The sequence below is a fragment of the Flavobacterium glycogeni genome (genome assembly GCF_048286775.1).
Taxonomy (GTDB): Bacteria; Bacteroidota; Bacteroidia; order Flavobacteriales; family Flavobacteriaceae; genus Flavobacterium.
In genome coordinates this window covers 20,525-42,926 of the sequence record NZ_JBLVPV010000026.1, presented here as the reverse complement: position 1 = coordinate 42,926, position 22,402 = coordinate 20,525, and the positions used below count along the sequence as shown (strand labels likewise).

At 35.2% G+C, this 22,402-nt stretch carries 25 protein-coding genes; 21 read left to right on the top strand and 4 right to left on the bottom strand.

Annotation, left to right across the window (positions count from 1 at the left end):
• Positions 1-128 precede the first annotated feature (128 nt).
• The 3 genes from ACNQGX_RS15975 to ACNQGX_RS15965 all read left to right on the top strand — a co-directional run bounded on the left by ACNQGX_RS15975 (position 129) and on the right by ACNQGX_RS15965 (position 3,294).
• Positions 129-566 (top strand): hypothetical protein, encoded by a 438-nt coding sequence (locus tag ACNQGX_RS15975; RefSeq protein WP_417977901.1) that lies wholly within the window; start codon positions 129-131, stop codon positions 564-566.
• A gap of 441 nt (positions 567-1,007) precedes the next feature.
• Positions 1,008-1,589 carry an LOG family protein gene (locus ACNQGX_RS15970; protein WP_417977900.1) on the top strand — a complete coding sequence of 194 codons (582 nt, stop codon included), beginning with the start codon at positions 1,008-1,010 and terminating at the stop codon, positions 1,587-1,589.
• Positions 1,590-2,064: 475 nt separating this feature from the next.
• On the top strand, positions 2,065-3,294 hold the full coding sequence (locus ACNQGX_RS15965) for a TMEM143 family protein (RefSeq protein WP_417977898.1): 1,230 nt from the start codon (positions 2,065-2,067) through the stop codon (positions 3,292-3,294).
• 145 nt (positions 3,295-3,439) lie between these two features.
• Here the strand turns inward: ACNQGX_RS15965 and ACNQGX_RS15960 are convergent, their stop codons facing one another.
• Complete coding sequence (locus ACNQGX_RS15960; protein ID WP_417977903.1) at positions 3,440-3,562, bottom strand: T9SS type A sorting domain-containing protein; 123 nt, start codon at positions 3,560-3,562, stop codon at positions 3,440-3,442.
• Positions 3,563-3,833: 271 nt separating this feature from the next.
• On the opposite strand from ACNQGX_RS15960, the gene ACNQGX_RS15955 reads away from it, so the two are divergent.
• A complete protein-coding gene (locus ACNQGX_RS15955; protein ID WP_417977896.1) occupies positions 3,834-4,442 on the top strand; it encodes a hypothetical protein in 609 nt (202 codons plus the stop codon).
• Positions 4,443-4,798: 356 nt separating this feature from the next.
• On the opposite strand, the gene ACNQGX_RS15950 is transcribed toward ACNQGX_RS15955, so the two are convergent.
• The gene (locus ACNQGX_RS15950; RefSeq protein WP_417977894.1) at positions 4,799-5,062 is read right to left on the bottom strand and encodes a hypothetical protein; all 264 of its coding nucleotides are present in this window, start codon (positions 5,060-5,062) and stop codon (positions 4,799-4,801) included.
• Between the two features lie 694 nt (positions 5,063-5,756).
• Between ACNQGX_RS15950 and ACNQGX_RS15945 the strand changes: the two genes are divergently transcribed.
• Entirely contained in the window at positions 5,757-5,990 is a 234-nt protein-coding gene (locus ACNQGX_RS15945; protein ID WP_417977892.1) for a hypothetical protein, read from the top strand.
• An 89-nt stretch (positions 5,991-6,079) separates the two neighbouring features.
• Here the strand turns inward: ACNQGX_RS15945 and ACNQGX_RS15940 are convergent, their stop codons facing one another.
• Both ACNQGX_RS15940 and ACNQGX_RS15935 read right to left on the bottom strand, forming a co-directional pair.
• The gene (locus tag ACNQGX_RS15940) at positions 6,080-6,256 is read right to left on the bottom strand and encodes a histone H1 (RefSeq protein ID WP_077375025.1); all 177 of its coding nucleotides are present in this window, start codon (positions 6,254-6,256) and stop codon (positions 6,080-6,082) included.
• A gap of 439 nt (positions 6,257-6,695) precedes the next feature.
• Positions 6,696-8,366: an AraC family transcriptional regulator gene (locus ACNQGX_RS15935; RefSeq protein ID WP_417977890.1), complete on the bottom strand. Its 1,671-nt coding sequence runs from the start codon at positions 8,364-8,366 to the stop codon at positions 6,696-6,698.
• Positions 8,367-8,718: 352 nt separating this feature from the next.
• Here ACNQGX_RS15935 and ACNQGX_RS15930 point away from each other — a divergent pair, with 352 nt between their 5' ends.
• The 16 genes from ACNQGX_RS15930 (at position 8,719) to traM (ending at position 22,384) form a co-directional block, all read left to right on the top strand.
• Positions 8,719-9,459, top strand: coding sequence for a hypothetical protein (locus ACNQGX_RS15930; protein ID WP_417977888.1), 741 nt, complete (start codon positions 8,719-8,721; stop codon positions 9,457-9,459).
• A 2-nt stretch (positions 9,460-9,461) separates the two neighbouring features.
• Positions 9,462-9,737, top strand: a complete 276-nt coding sequence (locus ACNQGX_RS15925) for a hypothetical protein (protein ID WP_417977886.1) — start codon at positions 9,462-9,464, stop codon at positions 9,735-9,737.
• A gap of 603 nt (positions 9,738-10,340) precedes the next feature.
• Positions 10,341-10,661 (top strand): helix-turn-helix domain-containing protein, encoded by a 321-nt coding sequence (locus ACNQGX_RS15920; protein WP_282728396.1) that lies wholly within the window; start codon positions 10,341-10,343, stop codon positions 10,659-10,661.
• Between the two features lie 89 nt (positions 10,662-10,750).
• Positions 10,751-11,956, top strand: a complete 1,206-nt coding sequence (locus ACNQGX_RS15915) for a hypothetical protein (RefSeq protein WP_417977884.1) — start codon at positions 10,751-10,753, stop codon at positions 11,954-11,956.
• 31 nt (positions 11,957-11,987) lie between these two features.
• A complete protein-coding gene (locus ACNQGX_RS15910) occupies positions 11,988-12,539 on the top strand; it encodes a hypothetical protein (protein ID WP_282716780.1) in 552 nt (183 codons plus the stop codon).
• Between the two features lie 314 nt (positions 12,540-12,853).
• The gene (locus tag ACNQGX_RS15905; protein WP_417977882.1) at positions 12,854-13,327 is read left to right on the top strand and encodes a hypothetical protein; all 474 of its coding nucleotides are present in this window, start codon (positions 12,854-12,856) and stop codon (positions 13,325-13,327) included.
• Positions 13,328-13,459: 132 nt separating this feature from the next.
• A complete protein-coding gene (locus tag ACNQGX_RS15900; RefSeq protein WP_417977880.1) occupies positions 13,460-13,798 on the top strand; it encodes a DUF4134 domain-containing protein in 339 nt (112 codons plus the stop codon).
• 58 nt (positions 13,799-13,856) lie between these two features.
• A complete protein-coding gene (locus ACNQGX_RS15895; protein ID WP_417977878.1) occupies positions 13,857-14,174 on the top strand; it encodes a DUF4133 domain-containing protein in 318 nt (105 codons plus the stop codon).
• Positions 14,175-14,215: 41 nt separating this feature from the next.
• Complete coding sequence (locus tag ACNQGX_RS15890; protein WP_417977876.1) at positions 14,216-16,684, top strand: TraG family conjugative transposon ATPase; 2,469 nt, start codon at positions 14,216-14,218, stop codon at positions 16,682-16,684.
• Between the two features lie 60 nt (positions 16,685-16,744).
• Positions 16,745-17,446, top strand: a complete 702-nt coding sequence (locus tag ACNQGX_RS15885; RefSeq protein ID WP_417977874.1) for a conjugal transfer protein TraI — start codon at positions 16,745-16,747, stop codon at positions 17,444-17,446.
• Positions 17,447-17,450: 4 nt separating this feature from the next.
• Positions 17,451-18,080 (top strand): hypothetical protein, encoded by a 630-nt coding sequence (locus ACNQGX_RS15880; protein ID WP_417977872.1) that lies wholly within the window; start codon positions 17,451-17,453, stop codon positions 18,078-18,080.
• Positions 18,077-18,712: a TerB family tellurite resistance protein gene (locus ACNQGX_RS15875; protein WP_417977870.1), complete on the top strand. Its 636-nt coding sequence runs from the start codon at positions 18,077-18,079 to the stop codon at positions 18,710-18,712. The genes ACNQGX_RS15880 and ACNQGX_RS15875 overlap by 4 nt, the downstream gene beginning before the upstream one ends.
• A gap of 12 nt (positions 18,713-18,724) precedes the next feature.
• Complete coding sequence (gene traJ, locus ACNQGX_RS15870) at positions 18,725-19,921, top strand: conjugative transposon protein TraJ (RefSeq protein WP_417977868.1); 1,197 nt, start codon at positions 18,725-18,727, stop codon at positions 19,919-19,921.
• Between the two features lie 18 nt (positions 19,922-19,939).
• A complete protein-coding gene (traK, locus tag ACNQGX_RS15865) occupies positions 19,940-20,560 on the top strand; it encodes a conjugative transposon protein TraK (RefSeq protein WP_417977866.1) in 621 nt (206 codons plus the stop codon).
• A 14-nt stretch (positions 20,561-20,574) separates the two neighbouring features.
• Positions 20,575-21,075, top strand: a complete 501-nt coding sequence (locus ACNQGX_RS15860) for a hypothetical protein (protein ID WP_417977864.1) — start codon at positions 20,575-20,577, stop codon at positions 21,073-21,075.
• 4 nt (positions 21,076-21,079) lie between these two features.
• On the top strand, positions 21,080-22,384 hold the full coding sequence (traM, locus tag ACNQGX_RS15855; RefSeq protein WP_417977863.1) for a conjugative transposon protein TraM: 1,305 nt from the start codon (positions 21,080-21,082) through the stop codon (positions 22,382-22,384).
• Positions 22,385-22,402: the final 18 nt, after the last annotated feature.

Sequence of the window (22,402 nt, the reverse complement as noted above, 5' to 3'; positions counted from 1 at the left end):
ATCATGCTACTTTTTTGGATATGCCATTGTTTGGTTACTCTTAATTTTAATTTCAAATTCTTTTCCGGACAATTTCCTAAAACTAGGACAATGGATGTTGTTATTAACCATTAGCGGTCTTATTTATTATGGAACAAAAAAACAAAATGCTTAGTCTTGCAGGATACATAAACGTAATCATTGGATTTGGACATATAGTCGGACTTTTGTGGGCTGAACAAATGTTTCAGGTAACTGGAATTAGTTCCGAAATGAAAGCGCTTTCTCTAATCCATTATTCTTTGCCTTACTTATTGACAATTTTTGTTGCCGTATGCTTTTTCATATTCGGATTATATGGTCTTTCGGCAGATAATAAATTCAGAAAGCTACCTTTTCAGAAAATTGTAATTTATATGATTGCAGGTGTTTATATTTTTCGTGGACTGGGCGAACTCTCTTTTAATTTTGACAAACTCAACACAAACTGGTTTCTTGAAACAAGTTATTCACTCATCGCAGTACTAATTGGATTATTATTTTTAATTGGCGGTCTGAACAAATGGAAATTTGCGACTGAAAAATAACAACCTCATAACAAGTGTTTTGCAAAATTGGGATAGATGTGCTAAATTTGAGTATTAGACTTCTAATTAACATTTGTGCATTCAAAGCCCAAAAACGTTGGTGGTCATTGTAACGAACAACATCACAAGAAATGAAACGAATAATTACATTTTTGACTTTGACATTTTTAACCTTGACTTCGTGTAACGAATCTGGTGCTTGATTGCATCGAGTGCCTACTTAAATTACTTGGTAAATCGTAGCGTTTGTAACGCGGTTAACAACCGCTCATTGCTAATCAAAGGTTCTCGGCAGAGTTTGAATTGTAGTTTAAATCCTGTATGTTTACTTTATAAATAACAAAATAAAGTTCGTTTAGAGGTTTTTAGACGAACTGACGTTGTGGGTTATACTCGAAAAACGGAACGAAAGAGGGAATAAATCATAATTAAAAATTAAAAATGAATAGAATAACAGTTTTTTGCGGTTCAAGTTTTGGGATTGAAAAGGATTATGAAGTTAAAGCGTTTCAACTTGGTGAAATAATGGCAAGTAATAATATTGAATTGGTTTACGGCGGAGCAAAAGTTGGTCTTATGGGTGCAGTTGCTGACGGAATTATAAATAAAAATGGAAAAGTAATTGGAGTTTTGCCAAGTTTTTTATCAAACAAAGAAATTGCACACGAAAACTTAACCGAACTTATAATTGTGGAAAGTATGCACGAGCGAAAAACCAAAATGAATGAATTATGTGACGGAGTAATTGCATTGCCTGGAGGATTTGGAACATTAGAGGAATTTTTTGAAATGCTAACTTGGGGTCAACTTGGATTGCATAAAAAGCCAATTGGAATTTTGAATGTTGGTGGTTTTTATGATTTATTAATCCAATTTGTTGAAAATATGGTTGAAAAAGGATTCTTAAAAAAAATAAACCAAGAAATGATAATTATAAGTGATGATGCTGAAGAATTATTAACTAAAATGAAAAACTATGTTGCGCCCGAAGTTGGAAAATGGTTAAAAAAAGGAGAAGAGTAAATTATAAAGTAGGAACGCACAACAGCCGGTAAGCGAAATTGCTGAGTTTTCGGTAATTTGACGTTTGGTTTTTACGAAGAAATATCCCCATTCTGGTGCTCGTCTGAGAGACGAGTACCAACTTAAATTAAAAAGCAAGATGTAGCATTAGCAACATGGTTATCAACACCTTTATATAATCCCGATGGCTTCGATATTTTAACACAACGATAGTGCTGATTAACTTCGTCAGTTTGCTATCGCTAGGGGGGGTAGATAATTGAATTTCTGTATGGGCACGGATTGCTGCGTCAGTTCACTTTGCTCGTGTGCAAATCCAATCAGAATTTTTAGCAATAGTGCAGAATGGCTTGTGCCAAAAAAATAAAACAGAAAAGAAATAATATTGGACAATAAATATTTCCCTTTTTGTACTTTACCTTTGTCGAACTTATAAAAAAACATTCGCATTAAAGTTTAAAGGCCCGAATTCAATATGAAACGAGAACATTATATCCCATTTGATAAGGAATTCTTACTCGAACAACAACTGGCAGAATATGCCGGAGATAAAAAACAGATTGAGGATTTCAAAAAGCTATTCGATATAATTGAACATTATTTCCACTACGAAGCATTTAACCTAATCCGTAATTTAAAACAAAATTATGCATTATTCGACCCAGATATAAATCTAAAAGAACGAGTAGCATTTATTGGCAAAAGTGACTTTTCGCTTTTCAAAGAAACCCTTCATAAAGTTCTTGATTTAAGTAATTACAGTCGTGTGGATCAAGAAACTTTAGACAAAGCTTTCAAAGATTCAGATTTGATAGGATTAAAACTTGCCATTGATTTAGGTGCATATAAAGATTATGAAATATATGTAAGAGGTCAACATACAACGACAGAAAAAGTAAGTAAACTCTTTTTTTGGAAGAAGGAAATAGAGATTGAATACTATGATCGTGTCATGATTTACCTTAATTATCACGATACAAGTTACTATAACGAAAAAAAAACTCGATTAGACAAAATGCCGATTGACCCTGGGTCGATTGTATTAAAAATCTTCAAGCGCGTTCCTAAAAACGATCTAGAAACTATATTCCCGAATGCAGTCCCAATGATGTCAAAAACCGATAAAATATTATTATGGGTGCCAGGTCTTGTAGGGGGTATTTCATTATTGAGCGCGAAAGTAATTCCAGCATTAATTGCAATGCAGGCGGCATACCAATCTGGTGAAACCATAGATTTGTTAAATAGTAAAACCTCATTAAATCAAGGTTTAATTGCCCTTGGAATATTGGGTGCATACTTGTTCCGTCAATACAATAACTTTGTAAACAAGAAAATAAAATATTCCAAAATGCTTTCGGATAGTCTTTATTTTAAAAATCTGGGAAATAATAGCGGTGCCTTTTATTCTTTATTAAACTCTTCGGAAGAAGAAGTACTTAAGGAAACCATCTTGGCATACTCCTTTTTAAACAGAAGTAAGGAACCCTTAACAGCTTCAGCACTCGATCAACAAATTGAATCGTGGTTTAAAACAAAGCATAATACAGACCTTGATTTTGATGTAAAAGACGCTTTATTGAAATTAAAAGACAGTGGTCTTGGTATCGAAACGAATGGTAAATTGGAAGTTATACCTTTAGACAAGGCTCTCATTAGAATAGATGAAGTATGGGACGAGGTTTTTGAATATAACCGAAAATAGTTTTTCCCCGATAACTCGGATTTAGATGAATGTCAAAAAAAATCAAAATAGGCTGTTGCAATAATTTGCAATAGCCTATTAAAATATAGCATAAAAAAATGCTTGACTCTTGTGAAAGAATCTAGCATTTATTAGGGAGCCTGTTTTATTTTTTGACTATTTTATCAGTAAATAGTACTTTGTTGTCAGCGCTCAAAGTGTAAATGTAAACGCCTCTTCTAAATTGGCTTACATTTATTTGTGTTGTATTTTCAGTTGTGTTTCCAATTATTTCTACTGGTGCCTGATTGCATCGAGTGCCTACTTAAATTGCTTGGTAAATCGTAGCGTTTGTAACGCGATTAATGACAAGAAATTGTATTTTGCACTTGGGCAGCTATTGGTGCTTTCCTCTTGTCGCCCACAGCTAATCGAAGGTTGCAGGAAAGAGTTTGAATTATAGTTGAAATCCCATATATTTACTTTCTAATTATCAAAATTGAGTTCGTTTGGAGGTTTTTACACGAACTGACGTTAGCGGTAAGTTAAAAATCAGAAATTTGAAAGAGACATTTGAAATATTAAAAGGATTGCCAGCATACGGCGAAATGTATACTTCAATTCCTGAAAATGGCTATTCGGAATTTTCGGAAGGTTTGGCAATTAAATTTATCAAAAAAGATAATACTGAATGGATTGGAAATTTTGAAACTGGAAGTTCCAGTTTGAAATTTGCAACAAAATTAAAAAACAGTGAAAGTATTTTAATAATTGCGTGTGGAATTTGCTACATAATGAATTCCGAAGAAACGAAACCAAAAATTGAATTTGGACACGATTATAAATATGTTTTTGAATATAAAACCAAGTTTGTTTTAGTTGGTGAATATTCAATTTCTATTGTAGAAAGTATCGATAAAATGGAACATTTAGACAACTTATGTTACGACGGAATAACAAATGTGAAATTGGAAAATGAAAACTTAATAGGAGTCTTAAATAGTTATAATTCGTCTGGAGAAGGATATAAAAGTGATTTTATTTTAAACTTAGAAACTACAGAGTTTAAAGAAACAGAAAGAAATGAAAGCCAAAACAAAGTAAATAACCAAAACGAAATAAGTAAAGAAAACATAGTTAAAACCAAGAAATGGTGGAAATTATGGTAACTAAATAAGCTACTGCCAACACTTGCTACTAGTGATTTGGGCAATTGGCTTAATTTGAATATGGTTTTATACCTGCCAATTTAATGGATATCTGAAAAAGCAGGTTTCCTTTTCCCTACAAACAAAAAACGAATGCAAAAAATAACGAGGGTAAATTTTACCTTCAAAAACAAAACGAGAGTAAATTTTCCATATATTCACACTTGTATACAAAACGAGTGTAAATAACACCCTTGTTCAAAAAATAACATTATGAGCGAGAAAGCGTAAGGTAATTCTAAAAATGAAGTTATAAAAAGTAAAGACATACTTTATAGAAACCAGTTGCAACAGAATTACTATTTATAGGATAGGGGTCAGTCTTCGATAAAAACACATTTAGAATGAACAGATATAACTAACCTTTCTCTAGTTAAATCGTTATCATGAAGTAGAAAATCTTTTATGTAATATCTTAGTTTTTCAATAGATTCCGTTTTTGATTCTTCGGTATAACATTCCTTGTTTTTAGCTTGTGAGAATACATATAATATTTCATTGGCTATTATTTCTTTTTGAATTGGGTTTTTTTCAGAAAGTAACTCGGTTATTTTTTTTATAAAATTATATTTATTTGACATAAATAAGTTTTAATTGAATCTAAAGATAAGGAAATAATCCGTGAAATGTAAATAAAACGATTGTATTGCATAACAGACTGTTTTTTTTTGAAATCTATAGCGTATTAAATGATAAAAATAGTTTTGTATATCTTGGAAAGTCCATGTATGTTAAGTGAACTCTTTGATCGTATTTTTTATTCACTTTTCATACGTCACATTCCTGTCATTTTCAGCTTGTATCAGAATTCTTTACCTAGTACATCTGGAGTGCATCAGTAAAAACTGTTTAACAATGAGTATAGAACAAAAAAGGAGGCCTTTTTAAAGGGCCTCCGATTGTAGATTCTGATTTACCATTTATCAACTCATACCGTTAAGCATGAAATGACTATTTGAATAAGCTTCTCTTTTCAGATGGTTTTACTCAAGTGATTAATCAAAACCACACTCAAAGATACAATTATATAAACAGCAAATAATTAGAAATAAACGCTTTAACTATTAATTAACCTATTAACTATGAAAAACCGGTTGTATAGTAAGTTCGGGATTAAGGATTATTTGTATAGTTATGATTAGGATTTATTTAATAACCTGTATAGCTATTTCAGGACAAGACAAGCTCTTATCAAAAGCATAGATAAAGCATAGATAAAGCATGGATAAAGTATGGATAGTGTATGGATAATTCATGCTAAGTTTTGGCTTCGCGATGATTGAAATAGCATTTAAAGTAGTTTATATATGTTCTCTGGAAAAGGATATTGATGCAGATGCTATAGTAAGCAATATCTTTGAGATAGAATGGTCACCAAAGTCTGGTACATTAAAAAGCTTTCCTGAGATTGATAGAACAGAATGGTTTACATTTGAAGAGGCATTGGAGAAAATCAATAAGGCAATGGAAGTTCTTATTTTGCAGTTGGTAGGAAAGCTTGAGTATTGAATTATGGGGTAGGGAAGTCCAAACCCAATAGTAGTCAGATACAAAAAAGCCCTCCGGAAAATCCAAAGGGCTGATAATTCAAAATAAATTTATTTTTTTGATTCTTCTACAGAAACTTTTCTAAACTCTTTTAAAAGTTTTTCTAGTTCCAAAGTTGATTTACGAGCTCTTGGCCCGGCAGCTTTGACACCTTTTTCAATTAATGATTCAGATTCTGTTTTGAATGTTTCGAATTCAGCGTTGATTTTTGCAACTAAATCTTTCATGATAGTATTTATTAAATTAGGGCGCAAAAATAAAAGTTTGCTTATTAGATATAACTAATTTGCTGTTAAAATTCTCACTTTTTTTATGAGTAGCTGTGGCATGTAATTCAATATAGACGGATTATAATTGGTTATAAGCGACTTAAGAGTGATTACTCGATTTTAATTTTATTAGCCATCAGTTTTCTAAATACCCAATTTTTACCTGTTCCAACAGTTTTACATTCTCTTCGATTGTATTTTGAAAAAACTCTGCCATAATTTTGGGGTATAGTATCATTCTTTTAGATATAGTACCCTTCATCTTTTTTTTAGTCGCTTGTTCATAAATATTTGATGTTCACGAAAACGTGAACATCAAATATTTATGAACATAGATTAATCTTTACTATCACTAGTAGTATCTACTACACCAATTCTAAATGGTTACAGTAAGAAATCAGGAATGTACTTTTTTGAGCTCCCCAATAAAAAAGGACGGAGGCATCTCAGCTCTCGCAAGAAAAGCATTGGCAAACCTTTGCGTACTGCTAAAACCTATTTCTTCGGCTAATGCTTTATTGGTGTAGTTTCTCATCATCTTATCCGTTTTTAATAATGAAATTATATAGTCAACTTTAAGATCGTTAATGTACTTTGTGAAATTTTTTCCTCTATAATGGTAAATTATCTGTGACAAATATTTACTATTAGAATCAAAAGCAGTGCTAAGCTTCCCCAATGTTAAATCTTTTTCCAGAAATTTTTTATCTCTTTCAAATTTTTCTAATTGTTTCAAAATAGATGCGGCTGTATCTTCATTGATGTCTAATATACCTTTTTTTATGTTTTTGACTGGAGCTTTAGAGACCTCGCTTTTTTTCATAAGCTCGTCAAATTTTTGTCTGTACATATTCTTGTTTCTAATATGTCTATAAGCAAGGAACAGGATTGATAAAAATAGAAAAGTAATAACACTTATAAAAATGAAGTCATTATATTTTCTTCTATCAAGAAGGTTTTCAATTTTATTTTTCTCCGAAAGGATTTCTTTAGTATCATATTCTTTACGAATTCTACCGGATAAATATTCGTATTTAGTGTCTAAAATACGGTCCGCTTTAAGTAATTTTTCAATGTAATGCAGTTGGGCGTTCAGATTATTTTGAGACTTATAATACTTTATTATTAATTCGTAGTTTTCTAGGAGATCAGGGCGAATATAACTTTTTGCATCAAAAATCTCATCTACTTTTCTAAAATACAGTAGGGCCATTTTAGGTTTTTTAAGTGCCCAGTAACTTTTTCCGATATAAAAATACCCTACAGATTCATTTGCGAAATCTTCGTTCTCCCGAATGGCAGGTAGCGAATAGGTTATTTTTTTAATAGCTGTTGCGTAATTGTTTTTGAAATACTGATTTATCCCTTCCGAGTGAATAAAATAGGACTCCATTTCATTAGTAGCCAATCTTTTTCCTTCTGCCAGACCCTTTTCATTTGTTTCGGAACATAAACCGTAGTTACCTATTTTGTTATAGCAAAGCCCAATTAAATGGAGTGAATTCAAATACGCTCTGGCATTTTCATCTTTAAAATAAGTAATGCATTCCCGGAATAATGATAGTGCTTCATCATAAAACCTCAGATAGTATTTTATATTGGCAATATTATATTTCACCTTATAAATTAAATAGGTATCGTTGGTTTTAGAAATGAAATTATTTGCTATTAGGTAATTGTTTAATGCATAATTATGTTTTTTCTGAGCATAGTATACAATTCCCTTTGAAAGATAGGCAGAACCGATTAAGGCATTATCCCCCGATTTTTTTGCAGCATAAATCATGCTGTCTGCATACACTAGTTTTAAATTTTCAGGCGAGTAATGAACATAATTTTTATAACCATTTACGATTTCTTCTGAATTCTTTTCTGATGTAGCTTTTAATAAGAAGGTTCTAAGATACAGCGATTGTTTCACACTGTCTTTTTCTAAATCTTCTGCGCGCTCAAATAGATAATCGTAATTCTTATTTCGGAGTGTATCGGGGATTTTAAATCCATTTTGTTGTGCACAAACTTGGTTCCCTAAGCAGAGAGATAATATGAATAGATATATTTTAATCATAGGTTAAGTAAGAAATGGGGAACTATTTTCTCTACAAAATCAATTTTTAGCACAGGGCAATGCTTTACAAAAAGTCTTGGGAGTGTTTTGCGAGAAATTACCTCAAAGATAGTCTAAACAATTGATAATGATAAATTTTTAACAAAAAAAGGGGTGTGGATTTCCATGAAATCCATACCATAAATCGTGGAAACCCATAGGCAATGTGTTGCGATGCCGAAATTCAACTTCTAGCTTTGCCTTGAATTCAAAAGCAAAAATATTTGGCATCGAGCTAAATTAAAGTTCTGCTTACCCGGGTGAAATGAACTGACGAATAAAAGTACTCAGTAACATTTAACACATTTTAATCATGAAAAATATTTCATTATGCTTAGTGATTTTTCCATTACTAATTATTTCCTGTACTGCTGACAACATTGATGCTTCAGACAATAGTACTGATAGTAAGGTTAATAGCAAGAAATTAGAAAAATCAGCGCGTCTAGTAGAAAACTTGACCCCTGAAAACCCGGCAAACGTTTATGACCTTGCCGGTAAGTTGCACAATGACATACTTGATACTTATTTGGCGGGTAATTATCAGTATAATACAATTTCTCAAATTAGTCAACAGATTGAAGCCATAGCAGTTGCGAATAATGATCTGGCACTTTTAAATTTTGCAACGAACGTACCTGTGAATCTTGAGGAGATACAAGCGATTGTAAAAAATCCAGAGGCTGAACTCGATGAGGCTATTGTAAATTCGTCAATGACAAATGTAGCGAAAGGCAGCCTTTCCAGCTTTATGAACGCAACACTTTTATGGGAAAATGAGGAGTACGGAACGATTTATCAATCCATAGTTTCTTATGAATCATCGGTGATGACTAATTCTCAATTTAGCAGCGAGGACAAGAGAATAATCCTTACCACATCCTCTATAGCCAGGTATTCACTTTATTATTCCAAGGAGCGTAAAGATAAAGATTGGGAAACATCTGTAGGTAATCGGGTCGGAGGAGCAAGTGGCGCTTTGGATCAATCGCTTACCGCAATTAAGATGGCACTCATAACCGGTATTAGTCAAAATAATCTTGTAACAGATTAATAATGGACAGAATACTATTGATTGAAGCGAAAATAATAGGCACTTTTTACCTATTTCTGATCATTTTCAATCTGATTACCCTTTATTTCATCGTAGACTTATTGAGCTACGATGAAGTAATTGGCTACCTCACAAACGGGGAGGAAAAAAGCTGTAACCCACGAAATTTAGCATTTCTGTTTTTCGTGACTACCGTTTCAAATTTATTGTTTGTTTCAGTTGCATTGTTAGTGAAATTACTTTCTCAGAATCCTGCAAAAATAGATGAAGTAAGGTAAGAGGTAATGCATTCATTGCTTTTATAAATTAAAATCTTAGCAAAAAATTTTATTTTGGTAAATAAAAATTCAAAATATAGCCCTTTAGGTTTGGTAGTTCATGTTCATGAAAATATTTCATCTAAAATTTCATGTCAAGAACTATTTAAGGAGAACTGTTTTTCTATATTGATAGTGAACTTCGGTTATTTATGTATCAAAATAAAAGATACAGAGATTTATCTTTCTGCAAATGAAATTATCGTGATTCCAACAAGGACTTCTTGTGAAATTTTGAATAGGAGTGATCAACTGCGGATTTCTGTGGTGTCATTTTCCTCAGCGTTTATTTTTAAAAACAGTATAAGGAGACCGTATGTAGGGTATTTTGAATTTTTTGTTACAAAAGTCCCTTCTAAGGTTTCTCTTAAAAGGAAAGACGTAGTAATACTAATTGATTTATTTAAATTGATTGATAGTAAAAGAAGAAGTTCAAACGAGCACATTTTTAAAAATGAGGTAGTGCTCTTTAGTTTTAATCTATTACTGTATGAGTTAGCAAACATATATAGCAGATACTCCCGGTATATTAAAATAAAGTACACCAGAAAAGAAACAATTGTTATGCAATTTTTTAGAATTTTAGAAATTAATTGCAAGACGCAACACGGCGTAAAGTTCTATGCTGATGCTTTGTTTATTACGACTGGTCACCTTACCAAAACGGTTAAGGAAGTAACAGACAAAACGACCAAGCAGTATATTGAAGAAGCACTTATTCTGGAGGCTAAGATCTTACTTCAAAACGAAGATTTGACCATTCTGCATATTATGGAAGAATTACAATTTAGCACTATTTCTTTTTTTAGCAATTTTTTCAAAAAATACACTTCGATGTCACCATCGGAATATCGTTTAAAATTAAATATCAATTCAATGGTTTAAATTAAAGGTTAGTAATAGTGATAATGTATTGATTAGAGTGCTTTTGATAATAAGTCGAAAGGACTATTTAGTAAACAAAAGTAAGAAGTATGAATCAGACCTATCTTTTAGAATGGCTGGATTTACTGGTAACTTTCACCCTAAATCCTAGCAAAACGAATGTAAATGCAATAACAGCAGTCCAGTCAAAGGCTATTGTTGAAAAGACACTAGAGCAAACACTATTCATCCAATCCCAATTCAAGATCAAAATTTTCTCTCTTAACAAGGAAAAGCAAATTAAGATTATCGTTGGGAACTATCATTCCTCCTTAATAATTTTCTTAGATAATGTGATCGAAAGAAGCCATAATGTTGAATTTGAGCGGCCTGATTTAAAAGAGGTTATAAACATGTTAATCTCGTGCTTTGATGAATTACTATCTTTTATAGAAACGAGATTCCCCAACTACTTAACTTTAGATATGCGAGTACCTGCGACCTATTTGGTCGTATCAAAAAAGAAACTCAAACAGAAAATTGATAAATTGAAAAGTAGCGCAACTTTTACTGTAAATGATAAAAGATCTACCGCTATACTTTTTGATAATTTGTATTCTTTTGTAAATTCCAAGCGAAACAAAAAGATCACCTTTCGACAAGTACTGTACAGGAAGCAATTGATCAAAGAGTTAGAATTGTTAGGATTCTTAGATAGGGCAGATCTACAAAGTTCCTCATTGAATGAGATTTTAATATATATGAACTTTAATAGCAGGTCATTCATAAGCTATTTTACACAGTGTGTAGCTGACAAAATAAATTGTTGCGAAAGTCCCGCAGACAAAATGGAAAATCTTTTATTGTGTTTTAAAGAATTCAATCAGATTCATAGTAAAGACGGGGTGATCCTAAATCCGAATCACCAAGATTTAAAAATAATATTAAGCGATTGGTTCAAACATGAAATAATATATCTGGAGAAGAAGTTGCATTTTTCAGTTGTACCTCTGCGAAGTATAGATAAGAAACCAAATCAAACTGCGGTAATTGATGCAACTAGCGACAAAGTTTTATGCAAACTCTCTATAGACCAGACTGCATTAATACTGCGAGCCTCTGATGAATTGAAAATTCTCATAGCTAAATCAATGAATCATGTATTTAAAACAATAGTCCCATTCTTATCCACGCCTAACAAAGTCAATCTTTCTTATGATTCAATGCGGAGCAAATCTTACGTTGCAGAAGATAGAGATAAAAAAATCGTAATTGAAACATTAGAACGCATGATTAAACAGATAAAAGAATATTAATTGAATCGGAATAAATCTAAAATTTACAAAAATGAAAAAACTATCTTGCATTTTAACGGTTGCAATCATGACAATGACTGGTTGCAATACTAAGAACTTAGACGAAAAAACGGCTGTGGAACTTATTGTCAAGGAATACCGGTACCCGAGAGTTTTGGATTATGATATTTATCGCAGTGATCCACAGCATGCCCGAAAGGTTCGGCAGTCGGGATTGGAAGAGAAAGGATTAGTCACTGTTCTACGAACCCAAAAACTAAAGGATATTGGAGCGCCTTTGATACATTTTACAGATGCAGCTAAGCCTTATTTTCTACTTACTTCTGAAGATGATAAAAAAAGTAACATTCAAAAAGTAAAAATTGCGGATGAGGAATTTGGTACCATTATAGATATCAAAATTTGGAATTCCGGTAAAATGGCAATTGTAGGATATAGCACCGTGCGAAATAACACTATTTTTGGATCCTTGTTGAGGAAAGGTTCTTCAACGATAAAGCAACACAAAGCTCATTTCTTACTAACGCAAAACGGGTGGCAGATTATGAAGAAGTCAGATGCTGATTTATTGATCCTCCAATAGGGAACAGGTTTATTGTGAAAGACGAGAGTTGCCTAATCTAAGATCTCTTTACGTTTTAAAAACTCGCTTAATTATACCGTTTATGGAACCTCCTCTTTGGAGGTTTTTTTATTCTTTACATTTTTTTTTCTTCTTTTTCTATTGATTTTGCTAGGGGTACAAAAGGAACAACTGGGGTACAACAAAAAGTTGGACTTGTGGCGCTTTGCGGTCTATCGTTTCTTTGCCCTGTAATGATGAACATCCCGGATTTGGAATACGTTTCAAATATCCGTGTTGGAAGAACTAATGTAGAACGATAAAATGAAGAGCGTATGTTTACAAACATTTCATGGGGCAATTATACAATTGTAGTTGTCCTGCTAGGAGCAAGTTGGTATTTATTTGTTGGGTTAAAATTTTACTTTACAGAACTTAAAGATATCGCAACAGGAAAACGGAAGTTCCAATTCCGAAGTTATCCAGAAATCCAATCTAATATAAGTTATCAGGAATCTCCTGATACTAGTTCATCTCAATCTTTTTTAACAGAATCCGATCAAACTTTTCAGGATGTAGATCATCTGGTAGAAAGATTGAAAAATGTTGTCGCAGATGCGGCTCAAAGAAAACTGCACCAACAGGAATTTGTTGATTATCTCGGATTGGTTCTTACCGAATATCCATCTGTGAAAAATTCTCCGTTTCGCTCCTCAGTCAGCGAACTGATTGTCTCTGAATGTGACAAACTCGAATCTATCCATTTAACCCAACAGGAAGCGGAAGCTTTATGGAATGAAACAAACTAATGCAACATTGCGGAGGAAATGCCCCTGTCCGTCTCATGCGGTATGGTTTTATGTGACAGGAAAGAGGTATTGAGACAGTGGCTAAACCTCCGCTTTTTTATCTAATTATTTGAATTTTTAAAATAATGTGTTATGAAAAAGTGTCTCTGGAATTTTAGAAAACTCACCCAACAAAAAATTGGAATTGCCATTACCGCTCTGGTAGTGCTGAGCGTTAATTATCAGGTCTATGCCCAAGACGGCCTTGCCGGAATTAACGAGGCTAATGCGCAGGTGCGAAGCTATTTTGATGCGGGCACCCAACTCATGTATGCAATAGGAGCTCTTTTGGGTCTAATAGGTGCTGTGAAAGTGTATCAAAAGTGGAATGCAGGAGATCCGGACACTGGAAAAGTGGCGGCGGCTTGGTTTGGAAGTTGCGTTTTTCTAGTAGTGGTAGCTACGGTAATCAAATCTTTCTTTGGGGTTTAGATTAATTATTACGTAAGGTCGATTTATAAAAGAAGCAAATATTTAAGGAAATAGTACTATGGTAAACAGCGTATATCACATCAATAAAGGTATTAATCAGAGTATTGAATTCAAGGGTCTTAAAGCGCAGTATATATGGTATTTAGGAGGAGGTATTATAGTGTTGATGTTTTTCTTTTCGGGCATGTACATTCTCGGATTGCCATCGTTGGTCTGTATTGGTGTCATCGGTATTTCGGGAGCAGTATTGGTTATGAAAGTGTACAAGATGAGTCATAAATATGGAGAACATGGCATGATGAAAGCTTTAGCGAAAAGGCAGGTACCTAAAGCGGTTAGAACGCACAGCAGGAAAATTTTCAAAATGGGAAAATAGCATTTGCCCGAAAATTTAAATACAGGTAAAAAGAGATGAAGATGGAAAAGATGATAGACGATATTTTACCGATTATGGATGTGGAGCACGATTGTATTTTGTCCAAACAGGGTGATGTAACCGTAGTGTTCAAGGCCGAGTTACCGGAAATATTTACTTTGTCAGATGAAGAGTATGAAGCGTTCCACCAAGCGTGGCTTAAAGCCATAAAGTTACTCCCAAAATTCAGTGTATTCCATAAACAAGACTGGTTTATTGATAGTACGTTTCAAGCTGATTTTACCAAAGAAGATACCAGTTTCCTCACGCGCAGCAGTGAGCGGTTTTTTAACGAGCGTCCCTTTTTGGATCATTCGTGCTACATTTTACTGACCAAAAAGCCTGCGGGCAGGAAAACATCTAGTTCCTTGTTTTCTAATTTACTCAGGAGTTCGATAGTTCCCGAAGAAACATTAAAGGCACAACTGTGTCAGGAATTTATAGATAGTACGGGGCAATTCAGACGAATATTAGAAGACAGTGGTTTTGTGAAATTAACCCGTCTGGGTAATGACGATCTCAGAAGCCATAGTAGAAAGATCGGAATTATAGAGCGTTACTGTTCCCTTTCTGAAAAAGAAGACTCTTTTGTTTTTAAAGATATGGCTTTCAACGATGGCTTGCAGGTGGGAGATAAACATTGTCAAATGTATACGCTGGGTGATGCAGCTGACCTGCCGGCTCTTTGCGGTTCCAGAATTAACTATGACCGATATTCGACTGACAAGACCAAATTCAGTATCGGCTTTGCATCCACATTAGGACAGTTGCTTTCCTGCAATCATATTTATAATCAGTATGTTTTCATAGAGGATGCTCAAAAAACGTTGCAGAAGCTAGAAAGTAAAAGATTGCGATTACAATCTCTATCGGCGTATAGCAGAGCGAACCTTATTGCGCGGGATGCTACCAATGATTTCTTGAACGAAGCGATTAGTCAACAGCGCTTACCCGTAAAGGCTCATTTTAATGTGTTGGCGTGGACAGTAGATAAAGAAGAACTGAAAAATATAAAAAATAAGGTTTCTTCAGCCTTGGCACAAATGGATGCAGCTGCCAAGCAGGAAACCGTTGGAGCAACTCAAATTTATTGGGCAGGTATTCCCGGAAATGCCGCAGATTTCCCTATGAATGACACTTTTGACACGTTTGCGGAACAAGCAGTCTGCTTTCTGAATATGGAAACGGGATACCGCTCGTCTTTAAGTCCTGTCGGAATTCGTTTGGGCGACCGACTGACCGGTAAACCCGTACATGTTGATATCAGTGATGAGCCTATACGAATGGGAATATGCACCAATCGGAATAAGTTTATACTCGGGCCCTCCGGAAGTGGGAAATCATTTTTCACCAATCATATGGTGAGAAGCTACTATGAACAAGGAACTCATATTGTAATTGTAGATGTTGGACACAGTTATAAGGGGTTGTGTGACATGGTGGGTGGGTATTATTTCACCTACGACGAAAAGAATCCGATACGTTTCAATCCTTTTTATATCAGTGAAGGCGATAATCTTGATACTGAGAAAAAGGAAAGTATTAAAACCTTATTGCTGGCTCTTTGGAAAAAAGATAATGAAACCTTCAATCGAAGCGAATATGTAGCCTTATCCAATGCCTTGCAGCTGTATTATGAAAAACTCGAAGCAAACAAAGAACTGTTTCCGTGTTTTGACAGTTTTTATGAATTTCTGAAAGATGATTTTGTGAAAATATTGGAAATAGACAAGGTGAAGGAAAAAGATTTTGATGCTACTAATTTTCTTTATGTGTTGCGCCCTTATTATAAAGGCGGAGAATTTGATTATTTGCTTAATGCTACAGAAAATTTGGAGTTAATGAAAGAGCGGTTTATTGTGTTTGAATTGGATAATATCAAGGATCATCCTATTCTTTTTCCTGTGGTGACCATCATTATCATGGAGGTCTTTATCAGTAAGATGCGTAAACTTAAAGGCATCCGAAAAATGATATTAATTGAAGAAGCTTGGAAAGCTATTGCTAAGGAAGGTATGGCAGAATATATAAAGTATTTATTTAAGACAGTCAGAAAGTTTTATGGAGAGGCAATAGTGGTTACACAGGAAGTAGAGGATATCATTTCATCCCCTGTAGTCAAGCAGGCAATTATCAATAATAGCGATTGTAAAATATTGCTGGACCAGAGTAAATACCAAAATAAATTCGACCAAATTCAGGAATTGTTGGGACTTACGGAAAAGGAAAAAGCATTGGTGTTGTCGGTAAATAAAGCGAATGATCCTGATAAAAAATACAAGGAAGTATTTATCTCCTTGGGAGGAATGCTTTCTAAGGTCTATCGCACTGAGGTATCTCTTGAAGAGTATTTAGCCTATACTACAGAAGAAATAGAAAAATTGAAAGTACAGGCTTACGCCAAAAAATTTGATGGTGATATTAAGAGAGGGATTGCGGCACTGGCTAATGATTTGCGTGGAAAAGCTTGATAGTAAAAATGAAGTTACAGTTGTAAATACTGGAGAAACAAACATTATAAATAATGAATTATGAAAGCAAAGAAAAATATGATGTTGGGTTTGCTGTGTCTTTTGCTTATCAGTACCCCTGCAAAACCAGCAGAAAGCGTTGCAGCTGTTCCAATAATTGAATTGATTACCGCAGCCGTAAAGAAAGTTATAAAAGCAATTGACCTTCGGATCCAACGCCTGCAAAACAAAACGATATGGTTGCAGAATGCTCAGAAAAAATTGGAAAATACGTTGTCGAAATTGAAACTGGAGGAGATTTCCAACTGGACACAAAAACAAAAAGACTTGTACAAAAATTACTATGATGAACTTGCCAAGGTCAAATCCAGTATTACTTCCTATCAACGAATCAGGGATGTTACCCAAAAGCAAGTACGGCTTATTGCTGAGTACGAAAGGGCTTGGAAGCTGTTCCAGCAAGACGATCATTTTAATGCAAATGAATTAAACTATATGCAAAAAGTATACTCAGGCATATTGAATGAAAGCATGAAAAATATCGACCAAATCTTTTTAATCCTTGATTCCTTCACCACACAGATGAGCGATGCTAAAAGGCTTGAAATCATTAATGCTGCTGCTGACCAGATTGATGCCAACTACGATGACCTTATGTTGTTCAATAGGCAAAATATACTCTTAAGCTTGCAGAGAGTGAAAACAAAAAATGACGTGGATGCTGTTAAGAAGTTTTATGGGATTCCATTATTAAAACCTTAAAGTGATGAAAAAAATAGTTCTATTCCTGCTCCTTGCAGGATTCATAAATGGAAACATTTATGCGCAGTCAAAACAAAGACAAGAACTCCTGAAACAAATTGCAGCCCTTCAAATGTATATTGGGTATGCCAAAAAAGGGTATTCTATCGTCAAGAAAGGGCTGAATACCGTCAGTAATTTCAAGCGTGGAGAATTTAATCTTCACACTGATTATTTCAATTCGCTCAAGACGGTTAACCCAAAAATAAAAAAGTATGCAAGGGTTGCTGAAATTATAGCCCTTCAGATAAAGATTATAAAAAGTTACGGTACGATTTACGGACAAGTCCAGCAGAATGATTTATTCCACGGGGATGAAGTGGATTATATCAAACGGGTGTTCGACAGGCTAGTTGAAAATTGTGATGACAATCTAGAGGAACTCCTTACAATTGTAACGGACGGACAGCTTGAAATGAAAGATAATGAGCGTTTGAAGCGAATTGATGCGCTGTATGAAAATATGCTGGAAAGCTATATTTTTTGCGAGAGCTTCAGCGATCAAACCAGAATGATGTCTTTGTCTAGGAGTACTAATTTTAAGGATGTAAAAACCAGCCGTGTGTTGCAGGGCGTAAAAAATAATGTACCATGAAAAGACACCTGATTTTAATCATTATGATGATGGGATTAGTATTCCCATACAGCGTTTCTGCTCAATCCCAGGAAATGCAACAGTTGATTTTGAATATCGAAAAGCTGGCTCAGTTCAAACAGATACTTACCGATATGAAAAAAGGGTATCAAATTCTTAATGGAGGCTATAATACCGTTAAAGATTTATCTCAGGGAAACTTCAGTCTTCATGAAACATTTCTTGATGCGCTGATGCAGGTGAGTCCAACGGTTCGAAAATACAAGAGAGTTGGTGCTATTATTCAATATCAGCTGCTTTTGGTAAAAGAGTACAAGACCGCCTTGAACCGATTCAGGAACAGTGGAAATTTCAATACAGATGAAATCGCTTACCTCGAAAAGGTGTATTCCAAGCTGTTCAAAGAGAGCCTCAGAAATCTGGATGAGTTGACCTCAGTCGTTTCTGCTAATACATTGCTAATGTCTGATGATGAAAGACTTACCGCCATTGACAAGGTCTATGCTGATATGCAAGATAAGCTCACGTTTCTGCGAAGCTTTAATAACAATACTTCCATATTGGCAATTCAGCGAACAAAAGAACGCAATGATGTAGAGGCAATGCGCAGCATCTACAAAGTAAATAACTAAACACATAATAACATGATAAAGAGGAGCAAGGCTGCATTATTTGCAGTCGCGGGGATGGTGTTGCCTATCGCCGGCCATGCACAGGGTCTGGCAGATGACATGAACAGTTTGCATAGCGTACTGGATCAATTATACGATGAGATGATGCCATTGTGCAGCAACCTGATGGGAGTTGGTCAGGGAATCGCCGGATTTGGAGCCATCTGGTATATCGCTTCCAGAGTTTGGAGGCATATTGCCAGCGCTGAACCAATCGATTTCTATCCGCTTTTCCGTCCATTTGTGATTGGATTCTGTATTATGATTTTCCCTTCGGTACTGGATATGATCAATGGTGTGATGAAACCTACTGTTACAGCAACCGCCTCGATGGTAGATGGTTCAAACAAGGCTATTGTACTACTGCTGAAACAAAAGGAAGAAGCGATTAAAGAGACCGATCCATGGAAAATGTATGTCGGAACAGCTGGAAGCGGTGACCGTGACAAATGGTATAAATACACGCATGAAGGTGCAGACCCATCTGACGAAGGGATTATGGAAGGAATAGGGAATGATGTCAAGTTTGCGATGTCAAAGGCGTCATTCAATTTTCGTAATTCAGTCAAGGAATGGATGAGTGAAGTATTGATGGTTCTTTTTGAAGCGGCCGCACTCTGTATTGATACGCTTCGGACTTTTCAACTAGTAGTACTTTCTATTTTGGGGCCGCTGGTTTTTGGTATTTCAGTTTTCAATGGTTTCCAACATACATTGACGGTGTGGCTGGCACGCTACATTAATATCTACTTATGGCTTCCGGTAGCCAATATTTTTGGCAGTATCATAGGAAAGATACAGGAAAAGATGCTACAACTTGATATCGGGCAGGTCAATGATTATGGGGACACTTTTTTTAGTAAAACAGATATGGCGTATCTGGTGTTTATGATTATAGGAATCGTTGGGTATTTTACTGTTCCTTCAGTCGCTAATTATATTGTGCACGCAGGCGGAGGTGGGGCTTTAGGTCAAAAAGTGACCAGTATCTTCAGTAATTCTACGAATTCGGCTGTTAACACTGCATCTGCTGGTGCAGGAATGGTCGTGGATGCTATGGGCAATGCTGCAGGGCGTATGTCTCAAAGCATGTCTGGATCCAGCAGTGCGTCTCCTTACTTCAAAGACAAGGAGAGTTACATGAGCAATAAATTAAAAGGCAATTCTTAACCGCTAAAAAAACGCATTATGTTTAGCAAAATGAAAAATATTGATACCGCCTTTCGGCATGTTCGCGGCTTTACTATGTTGGTGGTTGGCGGAAGTATTATGATGAGCTGTTTTGCCCTTTATAAGAGTTTCAGTCTGGTATCACAAATGCAAAATAAGGTCTATATATTGGCTAATGGTAAAGCATTAGAAGCGTATGCTTCGGACAGGAAAGATAATATACCAGTTGAGGCAAGGGATCATGTGATGACCTTTCATAAGTTATTCTTTACCCTTGATCCAGATGATAAAGTGATAAGAACCAATGTTACCAAGGCACTTTACCTCGCAGACGACAGTGCAAAACGGATTTATGATGATTTGAAAGAGAACGGGTATTATTCCGGTATAATTTCAGGAAATATCAGTCAGACCATACAAGTGGACAGTGTTACTGTTGACATCAATAAATATCCGTACCATTTTCGATGTTATGCCACTCAGAATATCATCAGAACTACCAGCATTGCATACCGTAGCCTCATAACAGAAGGAAATCTTCGGAATGTTTCGAGAAGTGACAATAACCCGCACGGCTTTTTAGTGGAGCGATGGAATACTATCGAGAATCGGGATTTGAGTACCAAAAATAGAAAATAATAAATCTACTGATTATGCTTTTCTCATTTAAAAGAAACAATAAAAAAATCCCCGATAAAGCGGATCGCTTTCGGGGAAATCTATTGCAGCAATTTGATGAAGCCAATCTTCGGCTGCAATATAAGTGTGCCCACTGGCTGGAACGCAAGACAGCATATTTGTCACGTAAAAGTTGGATTTTGATTCTGATCTGTTTTACGGTCTTTGCGAGCGGTTGCAGTATTTATGTGATGATAGACAGTTTTTCCGAAACCACAGACAGTAGTACTATAAATATTACACCGATTGCAAAACCAATTAATACTATGCGAACCGGAGATGAAAAGGACGAGATAAAAGTGTCAATCAGTAAAGCTGAATTTGAAAAAACTGTTCACTTTCGCAGGTATATGGACAGTTTGGGTCGCAGCCCGACTGGAAAAAAATTGCAGGACAGTATCATACAATACCGTCCTGGATTATTGGACAGTCTTACAATAGTAGAAAATTATTATCACTCACAATTTAAAAATTAAGATTATGGAAGAAAAAATGAAATCACTAAAAATGATAAGACAGCGCAAGATACTTTTGGTAATGCCGCTTTTGGTGCTGCCCTTTATCACTATTATGTTTTGGGTATTGGGGGGAGGAAAAATGGATGCGGCTAATGCTTCGGTAGTTGAAAAAAAAGGATTTAATATAAAACTTCCGGATGCAAACTTGAAGGAAAGTATTGCGTTGGATAAAATGAATTACTATGAACAAGCAGCACTTGACTCTACTAAACTAGAGGAACTAATAAAAAAGGATCCAAACTATCTCAGCCAGTCTTTTCAAGGAGATTCAACAGAAACTGCCAATGACACTTCTTATAATCAGAGCAGTTCTAGAAAAAGCAGTAATGGCTTAAATACTTCTATGTATCGTGATCCCAACGAAGAAAAGGTTCATGAAAAGCTTGAAGCGCTTCAAAGAGTTATCAATAAGCCAATTGCGTCTCCAGCACAAAGCCCCGATTTTAATAACTATGCAAGGGGAAGTACCGCCGAGGTGCATTCAGATGATGTTAACAAGTTGGAAGAAATGATGCAGTCTATGAATGGTCGGAGCGATGTGCAGGATCCTGAATTGAAGCAACTCAGCGGGATGCTTGAAAGCATATTGGATATTCAGCATCCTGACCGGGTGCAGGAAAAATTGAAAAAGGTTTCCGAAGCGCAGCGTGGACAGGTATTTGCAATCGTTACTAAGACAAAGGAAGATAATATTTCTTCGTTGCAAATTACGCCAACAAATCCTGTTGATAGGCAGTCCAAAGGCAATGCCTTTTATTACTTAGAAGATCCTGCAAGTGCAGACTATAATCAAAATGCAGTAACTGCAGTGATCCATGAAACACAGACTATTGTAAATGGGTCGACAGTAAAACTGAGGCTTGTCCATGCTATTTTTATTAATGGGGTCAAGATTCCAAAGAATAATTTCTTGTTTGGAATGGCTTCCCTAAAAGGGGAAAGACTGCTTATCAAGATAAATAGTCTGCGGTATGATAACTCCCTATTCCCGGTTGACCTGTCGGTTTATGATATGGACGGGCTCAGTGGAATTTATATTCCGGGAGCAATTAACCGGGATGTTGCCAAAGCATCTGCAGACCGCTCCATGCAGACGCTCGGCATCGCAACTCTTGATGATTCTTGGGGAGCACAAGCAGCCGGGGTAGGAATTGAGGCGGCTAAAACGCTGCTCAGTAAAAAAGTGAAGCTTGTTAAAGTGGTAGTAAAGGCGGGCTATCAGGTGTTACTTCATGATGAAAAGCAAAAACAAAAGGATTCCAATTAAAAACTAAAAATTATTAAC